This is a genomic window from Natranaerovirga pectinivora, assembly GCF_004342165.1.
Classification (GTDB): domain Bacteria; phylum Bacillota; class Clostridia; order Lachnospirales; family DSM-24629; genus Natranaerovirga; species Natranaerovirga pectinivora.
In genome coordinates this window covers 19,807-34,910 of the sequence record NZ_SMAL01000009.1, presented here as the reverse complement: position 1 = coordinate 34,910, position 15,104 = coordinate 19,807, and the positions used below count along the sequence as shown (strand labels likewise).

The 15,104-nt window shown below is 30.0% G+C and carries 12 protein-coding genes and 1 tRNA gene; 8 read left to right on the top strand and 5 right to left on the bottom strand.

The annotated features are described in order from the left end of the window. The first annotated feature begins 43 nt into the window (after positions 1 to 43). Positions 44 to 523 carry a QueT transporter family protein gene (locus EDC18_RS11645; RefSeq protein WP_132253366.1) on the top strand — a complete coding sequence of 160 codons (480 nt, stop codon included), beginning with the start codon at positions 44 to 46 and terminating at the stop codon, positions 521 to 523. Positions 524 to 699: 176 nt separating this feature from the next. Here EDC18_RS11645 and EDC18_RS11640 read toward each other — a convergent pair whose 3' ends face one another. Next, positions 700 to 1,815 (bottom strand): aminopeptidase, encoded by a 1,116-nt coding sequence (locus EDC18_RS11640; RefSeq protein WP_132253364.1) that lies wholly within the window; start codon positions 1,813 to 1,815, stop codon positions 700 to 702. A 239-nt stretch (positions 1,816 to 2,054) separates the two neighbouring features. Between EDC18_RS11640 and asnS the strand changes: the two genes are divergently transcribed. The 3 genes from asnS to EDC18_RS11620 all read left to right on the top strand — a co-directional run bounded on the left by asnS (position 2,055) and on the right by EDC18_RS11620 (position 6,849). Next, positions 2,055 to 3,431: an asparagine--tRNA ligase gene (gene asnS, locus EDC18_RS11635; protein WP_132253363.1), complete on the top strand. Its 1,377-nt coding sequence runs from the start codon at positions 2,055 to 2,057 to the stop codon at positions 3,429 to 3,431. Between the two features lie 142 nt (positions 3,432 to 3,573). After that, positions 3,574 to 5,286 carry a hypothetical protein gene (locus EDC18_RS11630; protein ID WP_132253361.1) on the top strand — a complete coding sequence of 571 codons (1,713 nt, stop codon included), beginning with the start codon at positions 3,574 to 3,576 and terminating at the stop codon, positions 5,284 to 5,286. A 486-nt stretch (positions 5,287 to 5,772) separates the two neighbouring features. Then, positions 5,773 to 6,849, top strand: coding sequence for a 6-phosphofructokinase (locus EDC18_RS11620; protein ID WP_132253357.1), 1,077 nt, complete (start codon positions 5,773 to 5,775; stop codon positions 6,847 to 6,849). Positions 6,850 to 6,947: 98 nt separating this feature from the next. On the opposite strand, the gene EDC18_RS11615 is transcribed toward EDC18_RS11620, so the two are convergent. The 4 genes from EDC18_RS11615 to murC form a co-directional block, all read right to left on the bottom strand. Continuing rightward, positions 6,948 to 7,021 (bottom strand) — tRNA-Arg (locus EDC18_RS11615). 63 nt (positions 7,022 to 7,084) lie between these two features. Further along, positions 7,085 to 8,083 carry an ATP-binding protein gene (locus EDC18_RS11610; RefSeq protein WP_132253355.1) on the bottom strand — a complete coding sequence of 333 codons (999 nt, stop codon included), beginning with the start codon at positions 8,081 to 8,083 and terminating at the stop codon, positions 7,085 to 7,087. 2 nt (positions 8,084 to 8,085) lie between these two features. Next, the gene (locus tag EDC18_RS11605; RefSeq protein ID WP_132253353.1) at positions 8,086 to 9,135 is read right to left on the bottom strand and encodes a DnaD domain protein; all 1,050 of its coding nucleotides are present in this window, start codon (positions 9,133 to 9,135) and stop codon (positions 8,086 to 8,088) included. A gap of 366 nt (positions 9,136 to 9,501) precedes the next feature. Further along, positions 9,502 to 10,884: a UDP-N-acetylmuramate--L-alanine ligase gene (gene murC / locus EDC18_RS11600; RefSeq protein ID WP_132253351.1), complete on the bottom strand. Its 1,383-nt coding sequence runs from the start codon at positions 10,882 to 10,884 to the stop codon at positions 9,502 to 9,504. A 279-nt stretch (positions 10,885 to 11,163) separates the two neighbouring features. Here murC and purR point away from each other — a divergent pair, with 279 nt between their 5' ends. The 4 genes from purR to EDC18_RS11580 all read left to right on the top strand — a co-directional run bounded on the left by purR (position 11,164) and on the right by EDC18_RS11580 (position 15,065). After that, positions 11,164 to 11,973 carry a pur operon repressor gene (gene purR, locus EDC18_RS11595; RefSeq protein ID WP_132253349.1) on the top strand — a complete coding sequence of 270 codons (810 nt, stop codon included), beginning with the start codon at positions 11,164 to 11,166 and terminating at the stop codon, positions 11,971 to 11,973. A gap of 248 nt (positions 11,974 to 12,221) precedes the next feature. Further along, positions 12,222 to 12,518 (top strand): septation regulator SpoVG, encoded by a 297-nt coding sequence (gene spoVG, locus EDC18_RS11590; protein WP_132253347.1) that lies wholly within the window; start codon positions 12,222 to 12,224, stop codon positions 12,516 to 12,518. Positions 12,519 to 12,714: 196 nt separating this feature from the next. Then, the gene (gene glmU / locus EDC18_RS11585) at positions 12,715 to 14,076 is read left to right on the top strand and encodes a bifunctional UDP-N-acetylglucosamine diphosphorylase/glucosamine-1-phosphate N-acetyltransferase GlmU (protein WP_132253345.1); all 1,362 of its coding nucleotides are present in this window, start codon (positions 12,715 to 12,717) and stop codon (positions 14,074 to 14,076) included. 23 nt (positions 14,077 to 14,099) lie between these two features. Next, a complete protein-coding gene (locus tag EDC18_RS11580; protein ID WP_132253343.1) occupies positions 14,100 to 15,065 on the top strand; it encodes a ribose-phosphate diphosphokinase in 966 nt (321 codons plus the stop codon). Positions 15,066 to 15,104: the final 39 nt, after the last annotated feature.

Genomic DNA, 15,104 nt, shown 5'->3' with positions numbered 1-15,104 from the left:
TATAGAACTAAATAATTTATATAAATGATCTGGAGGAATATATATGGATAACAAAGCAAGATATATAACACAGGCCGCTATAATTGCTGCAATATATGTTGTTGTCACAATAGTGTTTCAAGCAATTAGTTTTAGGGAAATACAAATAAGAATATCTGAAGCATTAACCATATTACCATATTTCACACCTGCTGCTATACCAGGACTATTTATAGGCTGTCTAATAGCGAACTACTTAGGGGGTGCTATGCTTGCAGATATAATACTAGGAAGTTTGGCGACCTTATTAGCGGCAATTCTATCATACAGTTTAAGAAAAAACAGGTACCTAGTGCCAATTCCACCAATCATCATTAATGCAATAGTTGTAGGGTTTTTACTAAAATATGTGTATGGATTTGCACTGCCATTGATTTCATTAATGATTTTAGTAGCTATAGGTCAATTCATCTCTTGTTTTATACTAGGCTTAGGCTTAATTTACGCAATGGAAAAATATAAATTATATAGACATATAACATAAAAGGTGTGCCCAAGGGCACACCTTTTAATATTATATTCTAGGAGATGTATACATTTTGATTATATATAAGTTCCAAAAACCCACAACCATCCTTGGTTACGCTATTACATTTTATATATAATAAAAATCCTTGTACATACGGACCACCCCAAGAAAAATAAAAAGAAGTTCTTTATTTATTTAAGATTTTCAGGATTCAAACATTCTAACTCAGGCAATACAAACATCCCATCTTTTCTAATCAACACATTATCAAAGTAGATTTCTCCACCACCATATTCAGGAGTTTGAATACAAACCAAATCCCAATGAATAGCAGACTTGTTACCATTAAAAGCTTCTTTATAAGCATTACCAGGTGTAAAATGGAAGCTTCCCATAATTTTCTCATCAAATAAAGTATCTTTCATAGGTTTGATGATAAATGGATTAACACCAATGGCAAACTCTCCTATAAATCTAGCCCCTTCATCTGTATCAAAAACTTGATTAATTCGATCAGTGTCGTTAGAAGTTGCATTTATAATTTTACCATCTTTAAATTCTAGGGTAATATTCTCATAAGTAAAGCCTTGGTATATAGCAGGAACATTATAACTGAGTTTTCCATTAACAGAGTCTTTTAAAGGAGCAGTAAAGACTTCTCCATCTGGAATATTCATATTCCCTGCACATTTAATATTAGGGATATCTTTAATAGAAAAGGTCAAATCCGTATTCGGTCCTTTAATATGAACTTTATCTGTTTTATCCATAAGGGCTATTAATGAATCCATTGCTTTTGACATTTTTGAGTAATCTAAATTACACACATTAAAGTAAAATTCCTCAAAACGATCTAGGCTCATACTAGCTAATTGTGCCATGGCATTATTAGGATATCTTAACACAACCCACTTAGTATTGGGTACACGAATATCATGATGTACAGGAGTTGAATAATGGGCATCATAAAGTTTTCTTTTTTCAGCAGGCACATCACCTAACTCTGATACATTATCATCACCACGTAAACCAATATAACAGTCCATATTTTCCATTAACAAGCCATCTGCTTTAGCCATTAATTCGAATTGTTCTTTTGTGCCTTGTAACATTTGTTCCCGTTCAAGTCGTCTATTAGATGTATGAATAAATGGCAGGCCTCCTGCATTATATACTTGAGTAATCAATTCTTTGGCCAGTAACTCTGTTGCTGATCCAGAATGGTGGATTAACACATGTTCTCCTTTTTCAACTTTAAGAGAGTAATTTACAAGGTTTTTAGCAAGGGTTTTAATTCTTTCATCCATATTTTTTAATCCTTTCTTATATGTTCATTATTGTATATACTACATATATATAGAAATAAGAAGTGAAATTGGTAAAGTTTTTATTTCTTTTTATGATTTAATATTTAAAATACATCTCATAATAAAGTATAACACAAAAACACAACTTCTATAAAATAATTCAATAAATCAAAGAGGAAACAAAATGGAAATATGATATAATATAAGTAATAAAAGGGTAAAAAAGGAGATAACATTTTATGACAATAATAAAAGTCAAAGAATTATATAGAAATAAAGCAAATTTTATAAATAAAAAAATAGAAGTAGCTGGCTGGATAAGAAGTGTAAGAGGATCTAAAACATTTGGATTTCTAGTCATCAATGATGGTTCATTTTTTGAAAACCTTCAAATTGTTTACGATGATTCTATTAATAATTTTGAAGAAGTATCAAAGCTTTCTGTAGGGACTGCCATTATTATTTCTGGAACTCTTGTAGAAACACCAAATGCCAAACAACCTTTTGAAGTGAAAGCAGAAAATATTCATATTGAAGGTAAATCATCACCAGATTATCCTTTGCAGAAAAAAAGGCATAGTTTTGAATATTTAAGAACGATTGCTCATTTAAGACCAAGAACAAATACATTTTCTGCAGTTTTTAGAGTAAGGTCTTTAATAGCATATGCCATACATCAATTTTTTATGGAGAGAAATTTCGTATATGTTCATACACCAATCATCACAGGAAGTGATTGTGAAGGCGCAGGAGAAATGTTTCGAGTAACTACTTTAGACATAGAGGGTGATAAGAAAGTAGATAAGTCAAAAGATTTCTTCGGTAAAGAAACCAATTTAACAGTAAGTGGTCAATTAAATGTAGAAACTTACGCTATGGCTTTTGGAAATGTTTATACATTTGGACCAACCTTTAGAGCGGAGAACTCTAATACCACAAGACATGCTGCTGAGTTTTGGATGATTGAGCCTGAAATTGCATTTGCAGATTTAGAAGATGATATGATATTAGCTGAAGAAATGCTAAAATATATTATCAATTTTGTGTTAGAAAATGCCCCTGAAGAAATGAAATTTTTTAATGATTTTGTAGATAAAGGGTTATTGGATAGATTAAATAATGTGGTTAACTCAGAGTTTAAGAAGATAACGTATACTAAAGCCATAGAAATACTTCAAGAAAACAATGATAACTTTGATTACAAGGCAGAATGGGGAAATGATTTACAAACAGAACATGAAAGATATTTAACAGAAAATGTTTTCAAATGCCCAGTATTCGTAACAGATTACCCAAAAGATATAAAAGCATTTTACATGAGGTTAAATGATGATGGAAAAACTGTTGCAGCTATGGATCTTTTGGTACCTGGGGTTGGAGAAATTATTGGTGGCAGTCAAAGAGAAGAGCGATATAATATTTTAGTTCAAAGGATGAAAGATTGTAGTCTAAATGAAGAAGATTATTGGTGGTATTTAGATTTAAGAAAATATGGTGGCACACGTCATGCTGGTTTTGGACTTGGATTTGAAAGAGCAATTATGTATATAACAGGTATGAGTAATATAAGAGATGTTATAGCCTTTCCGAGAACAGTTAATAATTTGGAATTTTAATTATAAAACTAACCCATATAATAAGAGTAGATATGTATTGAACCATTTATATGGGTTAGAATTATAATATGTAGTTTATTTAAAAACTTGCTCCCAAGGATCTGGAAATGGGAATACAACAGCAAATAAGGATTTGATTAATATGAAAGTGAATAAAAAATTTATATATGGGATAAGTATCTTTATTGGTATCTTAATCATTGGTTTAATGGGTGTTTTTTGGTATACATACAGTAGCATTTTTATTTTCACTTTTGAAAGAAGTAATGCCATTGTTTATGATCAAATAGAGGTTATTAATGAAGAAATTGAACTGACTATCAATAATGAAACCATAAATAATATTTTTGCTACAAATATAAACCACTATAAAGAGGATTTTTATATAAACTTAAAAGAAAGGTATATAAAAATTAATGTTGACTATAAAGGTGTAACTATTCCTCTAAAAGCTACTTTTACAATTAACTTACATAATGATAATATTGAATTTATTTATAATAACTTAAAATGGGGAAAGTGGCGTTTGCCCATACCATTATTTCAAGAACTATTTACCAGACATATATCAAATGTAGGGGGAAATAAGATTTACCTTGATAATTTAACAGAGATAGATGTGTTAGAGTTAAGAAGGATAAAGTTATATGAAGAAGATGTAAAACTTAGTATTGGAATAAATGAAAAAAAACTTGAGGATTTTTTAAGAATTCTATTTGATAATTACAATAAAGAAATATTAGCTTTCTATAGCCAATATGAAAATGAAAATTATCAACTAATATATGGGTTATTTAGTGAAAAACAAATAGATGATGCCATAATAAATGTATTAATAATGGATTATATGGAGGATAAAGAGTTTCTAAAAGATTTATTAGTATTACTAGATGATGAGGTCATTAATGATCTTTTTATAGAAAATCCTTATTTATTATCAATAGATGCAGAAGAGATTAGTGCAAAAAAGGCATTATTACAAGCAAAACAAGAAATGAATAGTTTTCAATTATTGCTAGAGTCTATTATAAAGTATGATGCTAATAAAGCAAATAAGTTATTTGTATTAGGTAATAATCCATACGATTTTGAAAGGGATATGGTAATTACCCCTTTATTATTAGTGGAGTCTTATAAATTACCTGTAACAGAAGAATTTGCCAGTAAGGCTGAGTACTTTTATGATGAGGAAGGTTTTTATATAATATACTTTTTAAATGCCAACCAGTATGTGATATATAAGGAAGGTGTATATGAAATTATATCCATTGAAGAATTTGAGGAAGTATATAATCAATATACCTTTGGTAAAAAACAATTACCTAATAAAAAACATATGGGCAGAAAAGAAATTGAAACTGTTGTTATGGACTATTATGGAACAGATAGGGTTTTCACCAGGTATCTGGCCATTGATAATCAATATGCATTTATCTTAGCATCTTATGGTGTTAACTATCAAAATATTGTTCCAATAGCTTTAGAAAAGGATAACAATACATGGCATATTATTCAAGCTAATATAACAGATTTTTATGAGTTTAATGAGTTGAATAGGGGCTATAATATAAGTCTAATACCAGGACATATTAAAGATAAGGATAGGATTATTCCACTATCATTTAATGATAGAACAAAAATTGTAGAGGATCTTTATGAAAGGGAAATTATTAGCAATAAAAGTTTTAGTCAATTATTATATGCATCATATATGAATAAATTTATTTTTATTAAACTACTTGATGGAAGAGAATTTGTATATACTGTATCCTTTGGATTTCTTGACAAGATATATACACTAGAAGAGGCGTTAGGAAGTTATAGAGTTCCTAAGATAATAATGATACAAGAATAGACTTGAAAAAAGCTTATGCTTCTTGGGTACCAGGTACCAAGAGGCATAAGGGGGTAATAAAAATGGTTGTCCTTAGGCATAATAAAAATGTTATTTTTAACATAGGAATACTTTGTTTCATTTTTAATAAATTTATGTCATACTAATATAGTAACTATAATTAGAGTGAATGATGAATATGATACAAATTATTTTAATCCTAATACTAATACCTTTTAATATGAAAATATTTAAAGCAATAAAAGAATACTTATTTCCCGATAAATATGAGTATATAGAATTACAAAGATTGATTTTATCCAAAGATACTTTTAAAGTTAATAAATCAAAGTACCAGAGGGCTGATTCAATACAAGAAGTTAAGATAATTTTATTATATCTTATTTGCTTAATTATATTAATTATTGAATTTTGTTTGATGTATGAAATGTTTAATAAGTTCATTTAAGTACTGCTCTCATACTAAAGATAAAGGAGGTTAATTATATGAAAAGAAGAATTGGAATATTAACCAGTGGTGGAGATTGTCCTGGACTTAATGCGGCTATAAGGGCTGTAGCGAAATCAGCATATAATAAAATGGATGCAGAAATAATTGGAATTGAAGATGGCTTTAAGGGCCTTATCAACAAAAAATATAAAATGATGAAACCAGAAGACTTCTCAGGTATATTAACAAGAGGTGGAACCATACTAGGAACGGCAAGAACTCCTTTTAAAAGAATGAGAGTGATAGAGGAAGATAATTTAGACAAAGTTAAGGCTATGGTGAACACATATAATGAGTTAGAACTAGATGCCTTAGTTGTTTTAGGGGGAAATGGAACCCATAAAAATGCTAACTTATTAAGAGAACAGGGTCTTAACGTAATCGGCTTACCAAAAACCATTGATAATGATATATGGGGAACAGATATTACCTTTGGTTTTCATAGTGCAGTAAATATTGCAACAGATGTAATTGATAGGATTCATACCACAGCGGATTCCCATGACAGAGTAATGCTTGTTGAACTAATGGGAAATAAAGCAGGGTGGTTAACTTTATACGCTGGGATTGCTGGTGGTGCTGATGTCATTTTAATACCAGAAATTCCTTTCAGTATGGATAGTGTACTAGTGGCTCTAAAGAAAAGATATGATAGTGGCAAAAACTTCTCTATTCTAGCTGTTGCAGAAGGAGCCGTTACAAAAGAAGAAGCAGTAATGACTAGAAAAGAGTTTAAAAAATATAGAAAAGAAATGAATCACCCATCTATTTCTTACAGTATTGCTGATGAAATAAACAAGCAGCTAGGATTTGAAACAAGAGTAACCATTCCAGGGCATCAACAAAGAGGGGGATCCCCTTCTTCCTATGATAGAGTATTAGCAACTAAATTAGGCGCTTTTGCAGCTGAGTTAATTGAGAGAAACGAGTATGGACAAACAGTAGCATTGGTTAACAATCAAGTAGTAGGATTGCCTCTAGAAAAAGTTGCTGGAAAACTAAAAAAAGTAAGGTCTGATAATGATCTTATAAAGTCTGGACGTTCAGTAGGAACAAGTTTTGGTGATGAATGAAATTGACCATCATTGACTAACGCACCAGAAGAAAGAAATGACAAAAACAAAACAGCTTATACCACTGTAAATTCAGGGTATAAGCTGTTTTTTCTATACGCACGCTGTAGGACTCGAACCCACAACCTACTGATCCGAAGTCAGGCGCTCTATCCAATTGAGCTAAGCATGCAGACAAATATATTTTATCATTAATTATATTTTAGTCAAGTATTACTTAGTTGAAGTTTAAAGATTAGTCTTTAAATGCTTTCTTAATACGAATATCATCTCCGAATATTTTAAGAGTCTCATAGCTTCCAAAAATTCTTGAAACGATCCTATTAGAGTATTGCTTAGACCAATCTGCTGGTTGTAAGTTTGTTGATATAATAGTTGACTTTTTACTAATTAATCTAGTATTAAGACAATTAAACAACTGAGAACTGGTAAAAGACGTACTAAATTCTGTTCCTAAATCATCTATAATTAACAAATCACAATTAAGTATATCAGCTACTAAATCCTCATAAATATCACTATTATTTTTATTGAACTTATTCTTTTCAAAGGTTTCAAACAACTGAAAAGCTGTAAGATAGATGACATTATGGCCTTTATCTAAAAGAGATTTTGCAATACAATTGCTTAAAAAAGACTTTCCGACACCAGCATTACCGTAAAAAATTATATTTGAAAAATCCGTTTTAAAATGTTTAATAAATCGAATACAAAAGCTATATACATTTGTTATATTCTGACGAGGAGACATACCATATTTTTCATTAATTTCAGTAGAAAAAAAAGTGAAATCAAAAGAATCAAAATTCTCATGCTCTAATAAAGACTTTATATTAGACTGCTCATAAGCAAGATCTACCAATCTTTGCTTAAAACAATAACACTTTTCGTTTTTAATAAACCCAGTATCAGAACATTTATTGCAATCGAACTGTTTTTGAAGATAGTCTTTTGGATAACCATGAAGATGGAGAAGTTCAATTTTCTTCATTGACAGTTCTAAGTTTTTTTCTTTTAATTTCTTTAATTCATTGCTAGAATCAAAAGAATTTGAAATTAATAATTTTGACAAATGAATACTTGTCCTACTAATTTCGTGATCGATTTCTTTGATTTCAGGAATTTCATTATAAATTTCTTTCTTGCGATAATCGTATTTGTATTGATTTGCTAATTGTTTTTCTTCGTAGAGTCTCATAATTTGTTTAAATTGTGAAGTTTTTAAATTCACCATAACTACCTACTTTCACTTGCCTTTTTAATTAAACGTTCTCTTGCCATTTTTTCAAGTTCGTCAAAATTATAATCCCGTTGACTATAATTAACAAACTTACTCTCTTTTTTAGTTTCTGGACGTGTTTTTTTATTTTTTTCAAACTGATCATCTAACAGTGTAATATCATTAAAATTACGGACATTCTTTTTATGCCAAGCGGATAAAATAGAGTCAGCATAATCAAAGCTAGGCTGGTGTATAGCTTGTATGGTTCGATTACAAGCTTCAAGGATAATATCTAATTCAAACTTATATGTTTCTAGCCATTTTTTCATATATTGTATTTCAGTTACTGCAGGGTTTCTATTTCCTAATCCGAAAGCTTTCATTATACCGAAATAACTTTTGCTAAAAACTTGTATATGATTTCTTGCTTTCTCAAGAGTATCAATATTATTTTCAGACCAAGTAATGGCAACTTTTTCTATGTATCGCATAGATCTATTGTTATTTGAAACACAATACTCTATTAAGAATTCAATAACTTCAAATGGAAGCTTAAGCCAATCATAAAAGGAAATAAGTGTACTTAATTCATTTTGAGTAAGTAATTTCCCTAAGTATTTTTGAGTAATATATATCAATTGTTTAAATGAAGCATTCTCAGCAAATTTATTCATTTCAGAAGGTTTGTATTCAGGTTTTTCATTTGGTATAAGTTCTACTGAATCGGTATCCATCTGATTAATAGTCTCAATTGTAGGAGAATGTTGTAAATTACCTAGCTGTAATATAGAAATTTTATTGATTTCTTTATCAGTACCTTCAACTTTTAAAATATTTAAATCATTCCAGTATCTAAGAGCTCTAAGAACATCAGCCTCAGTAAGATTTAGATTATCAGCAATTAAAGATGTCGAAATTTCTGTATTATTTTGCATACTTCTTAAAATATATAAATACACTTTTATAAAATCTCCATTAGCAGAAGACATATAGTGGTCAATAAATATATTTGAAACAGAAGTATACAAGTTATATTGCCCTGAATCTAAAACGATTTTATGCATAATGATTCCCCTTAAATGATTAAATAAAACCAAATCAATTATTTTACAGTAGTATCATTATAGCATAGAATACAAAAATTGAGAATGTAAATCCTAAGTTTATACGTTCTAAAATATGACAAAATCATTTGTAAGAATGTCATCTTATTGACAATGGTGTCGGATAAGCAATGTTAATAAACCTGTGGATAATGTGGATAACTAGTGCACATAAGTTGTAAATAATAAAATCCTTTAGAATAAAATGCCTAAAATAGGCTTGTTTCATTTTTAAATTCATAAAATAAAAATAGGATTATGTTAACAAAAGTGTTCACAAATATATAATGAAAATAATGTTGATAAATATGTGGATAGTGTGGATAACTAATTTCCAAGGAGCTCTTCCCCTATGATATTAATATCTCCGGCCCCCATAGTTATTAACAAATCACCATCGGCACAATTTTGCAATAAAAAGCATTCAATATCATCAAATGAGGAAATATAGTAGGCCTCTTTTCCTAATTCTGTAAGCTTATTCAAAAGATCTGTTGCATGAATATCCCCTGGGTCTTTTTCTCTAGCGGCATAAATATCTGTAACAATAATTTTATCAGCCAAACTAAGAGACGTTGCAAATTCATCTAAGAAAGCTTTGGTTCTGGTATAAGTATGTGGTTGAAAAACACACCAAACTCGTTTGTGGGGATAATTCTCTGTAGCTGTTAGTGTTGCAAGAATTTCTGTTGGATGGTGAGCATAATCATCAATAATAGTAACGCCAGAAACAGTGCCCTTATATTCGAATCTTCTTTGAGTACCATTAAACTGCAATAAACCTTCTTTTATATCATCTAAGGTTATTCCTAATTCTAAAGAAGAAGCAATAGCAGATAAAGAGTTATATATATTATGAAGTCCAGTTACTTGTAATTGAATCCTATCTAGCTTTTTCCCTTTATAAATTAAGTCATAACTGCCATGGGCTAAAGCATTATATTCAATGTTATCTGCAGAATAATCGTGTTTGTTCATATCTGAACCAAAGCTTACAATTTTACAGTGCAAGTTAGAAACCAAAGAATCATATTCATTAATATCACCATTCACCACCAAAATGCCATCGGAAGGAATTTTTTTTGCAAAACAATTAAAAGACTCAACGATTTCATCTAAATCCTTGAAGAAATCAAGATGATCTGCTTCAACATTAAGTATAATCCCTACCTGTGGATTGAGTTTAAGAAAACTATTATAATACTCACAGGCTTCTGTTACAAAGAAATCCTTTTCACCAACTCTAATATTGCCTTTTATCACATTTAGAATACCTCCTACAGATATTGTAGGGTCTTTTTTACCTTCCAATAATATATGAGATAACATTGAAGTGGTTGTTGTTTTGCCATGTGTACCAGAAACAGCAATAGAGTATTTATAGTTATTCATAATTTGCCCTAATAGCTCTGCTCTATCTACCAATGGAATATTTAATTTTTGAGCTTCTTGAAATTCAGGATTATCTTCCTTTACTGCAGCTGTATGTACCACAAGATCATATTTATCTGAAATATTGCTAGACTTATGACCAATAAATACTTGTATGCCTAGATTTTCAAGGCGTTCTGTTATGGCAGATGATTTCATATCGGAGCCACTTATTTCAAAATCATTGTAATGAAGAATTTCAGCTAGTCCGCTCATACTAATACCGCCAATACCAATAAAAAATATTTTTTTTGGATTATTAAAAGTTATTTCAGTCATTCATTAACACTCCCTATATTTTTTGAAAGCTAATTTTTTTCCCAAATACTCTATCTAAAATAATTTTATACCTTAATTAAAAGTATATGCAAAAAATTACAATTCTATATTGATATTATACCTGTTAAAGAAAAAAAATTAAAGAAAAAGAAAAATACCGAATGTTTTTGAAAAAAACTACTTAAAATATTCGTGTAATTGATGTATAATAATTAAAAGGAAAAATGAGAAGATAATTCATTTTTATAATCAGCTGGATTGAAAGGAAAGGGTATATGAATGGGAAAAGTAAGCAAGAATATGAGAATTGGTGTTATTACAAAAATATTAACTGAGAATCCAAATACTTTGTACACATTAAATTTCTTTACGGAACAGTTTAATTGCGCAAAATCCACTTTAAGTGAGGATATAGATGTAATTGCTGAATTATTTAAACAATATAATTTAGGGAAAATTGAATCTTTTGCGGGAGCGTCAGGAGGCATAATTTACAAACCTAGTATGTCTGAAGAACAAGTTAATGACTTAGCTAAAGAGTTGTGCTTGAGGCTAAAAGAGGAAAGTAGGATTATTCCAGGTGGTTATGTATACATGAACGATATTTTTTATGACCCAAGTTTGGCCCATAAAATTGGAAAAGCTTTAGCAAATCCTTTTTTTGATAAAGAAATTGACTATGTTGTTACTATTGAGACAAAAGGTATTCCATTAGCATTAATGACAGCAAGAGTTCTGAACAAACCAATGGTAGTTATTAGAAAATCAGCAAAACTCACTGAAGGCACAACCATACAAATGAATTATATTACAGGATCATCTAAGACCATTAAGACTATGTCATTGGCAAAAAGAGCTATCCCTAAAGGATCTAAAATATTGTTCGTTGATGATTTTATGAAAGCTGGAGGAACAGCAAGGGGTGTTATCGATTTAATGGACGAGTTTGAAGCGGAAGTAGTTGGTGTTGCAGTAGTAATGACAACAAAATGGCCAGAAGAAAAATTAGTAGATGATTTTTACTACCTTGTTGAGTTAGAAAATGTATACGAAGAAGAAAAAGAAATAAAAGTCTACCCTAAAAAGTAAAAAAAATGTAGTTCTAAAGTACTGTTAAAGAAGAAATAAACTTAAAAACAAAATAATTTGTCGAAAAAGATAAAAAGTTATCTAAAAACCCCTTAAGTATGCGCTAAAATATAATTTTTTATTCAAAAAACCATTGAATTTTAATAATAAGTATACTATAATTATTTTGTGAAAATATAATCGAACCTCCAGGGGAGATCCTAATTACTTCTCAGGATACTAACAAAGTTACAGAAAGGGGTTAACACATGGAAATAACAGATGTAAGAGTACGCAAAGTCAACAAAGAAGGTAAAATGAAAGCAGTTGTTTCAGTGACATTTGATAATGAATTCGTTGTTCATGATATTAAAGTTATTGAAGGCGAAAAAGGTTTATTCATAGCAATGCCAAGTAGAAAAGCTTTAGATGGAGAGTTTAGAGACATAGCTCATCCAATTAATTCTGAAACAAGAGAAAAAATTCAAAAATGTGTACTAGAAAAATATGAAACAGTATTATTAACAGATGAGACAGAGGACGAAATAGCTGTATCTTTTATTTAATAATACATAGGCACTTTCTTAGGAAAGTGCCTTTTTTCATTTCATAGAACACTTTTATTCCCTACAAAGTGAAAAATTAGGATCAAAAGAATGAAAAGTGTTGATTTTTCCAATGCAATAGGGTGTTATTTATTGCATATATTATATATGTATTGTAAAATATTTATTGAACTATATAAAGGAAGGTGTTTATAAATTGGAAAAGTTAAAAGCTGTAATACTTGCTGCAGGTCAAGGGACGAGAATGCAATCTAAGTTGCCAAAAGTTTTACATAAAATTATGGATAAGACGTTACTAGAATATGCCATAGAAGCAGCTGTTGAAGCGGGTGCTGAAGAAGTTTGTGTTGTAATTGGGCATAAGAGTGAATTAGTAAAAGAAAAAATCAATAATAATGTTGAATTTGTTATTCAAAAAGAACAACTAGGTACAGGGCATGCAGTTATGCAAGCTAAAGAATTTATTGGAAAAACTGGCAAAACTTTTATTCTTTTCGGTGATACACCTTTAATTACTGGAAATACACTAAAAGATTTAATTGAAAAGCATGATAATAATAAAAATTCTATAACAGTATTAACGACAAAGGTTGACAATCCTAAAGGATATGGTAGAATCATTAGGGATTCAAATGGTGCATTTGTAAAAAGCGTAGAGGAAAAAGATGCTACTGAAGATGAAAGAAAAGTAAATGAAATCAATTCAGGAATGTATATATATAACTCTAAGGTGCTTTATGAAACACTAGACACACTAACAAATGATAATGCACAAGGAGAGTACTATTTACCAGATACGTTAAAAGCAGCCATCGAAAAAGGCTATAAAGTAGATGGAATGAGTACAGACTTAAGTTCTGAAATATTAGGTGTTAATTCAAGAGTTCAATTAGCAGAGGCTCAAAAAATTATGCAACTTAGAATAAATGAATACTGGATGGAACAAGGTGTAACAATAGTAGATCCTAATGCTACATATATAAGTAAAGATGTTAAAATTAAAAGAGATACAATTATTTATCCAAATACCATTATAGAAGGTAAGACTACTATTGGTGAGGACTGTACCATTGGATTAAATACTCGAATAAGCAACTCTATTATTAGTGATGGTTGTACAATTGAACAAACGGTAATAATAGATAGTGAAGTAGGTAATAACACTTCTATTGGACCTTTTGCATACTTAAGACCAAATTCAAAATTAGGTAATAATGTAAAAATAGGTGATTTTGTTGAAATTAAAAATTCAACAATAGGTGACGGGACTAAAGCATCTCATTTAACATATATAGGTGATGCTCTAGTTGGTAAGAATGTAAACTTTGGTTGTGGAACAATTACTGTTAATCATGATGGCAAAAAAAAGCATCAAACAATTATTGAGGACAATGTATTTATAGGATGCAATACAAATCTCATTTCACCAGTAAGAATTAGAAACAATGCGTTTATTGCAGCTGGATCAACCATTAACAAAGAGATTCCACCCTACTCATTAGGGATATCAAGAGTGCCCCAAGAGAATAAAAAGGATTGGGTTAAAAAAAATAGATAAGAAATAAATCAGGAGGATTTCTAATGACAAACGCTTCAATGAGTAACGAAAAGATAAAAATATTCGCAGGAAATGCTAACAAAGACTTAGCAAAGGTGATCGCTGCAGAATTAGGCTTAGAAGTAGCATCATCAGAAGTAGGAAAATTTAGCGACGGAGAAACATTTGTAAAAATTAATGAAATTGTTCGTGGTGTAGATGTATTTGTTATTCAGTCCACAAGTGGTCCAGTTAATGATAACTTAATGGAGTTACTCATTATGATTGATGCATTAAAAAGAGCATCTGCGGGAAGAATAACAGCAGTTATACCTTACTATGGGTACGCAAGACAAGATAGAAAAGCTAGAGCAAGAGATCCAATTAGTGCTAGATTAGTTGCTGATTTATTACAAACAGCAGGCGTAGATCGTGTATTATCTATGGACTTACATTGTGCTCAGATACAAGGGTTCTTTAGTATTCCTGTTGATCATATGTTAGGCAATCCATTAATTGTAAAATACTACTCAGAAAAATTTGCTGGTCAACTAGATAATTTAACTGTTGTATCACCAGATGTTGGAAGTGTAACAAGAACAAGAGCTTTTGCTGAAAAATTAGATATACCTATTGCAATCATAGATAAAAGAAGACCAAAAGCAAATGTATCTGAAATAATGAATATTATTGGGAACATTGAAGGTCAAAATGTTATATTAATCGATGATATGATTGATACGGCGGGTACAATCTGTAATGCAGCCAATGCATTAAAGGAGAAAGGTGCAAAAGCAGTTTTTGCTTGCTGTACACATCCTGTTTTATCAGGTCCTGCAATTGAAAGAATACAAGACTCAGCAATTGAAGAACTATTGGTTTTAGACACAATCCCTCTTTCTAAAGAAAAGCAAATAGATAAGATTAAAATTTTATCTGTTGCATCAATATTTGCCAACTCAATTAGCAGAATACATTATAACAAATCAATGTCAGAATTATTTAGATAATATATATAAAGTAGGAAGGTGTTGTACTTGACTTTCCTG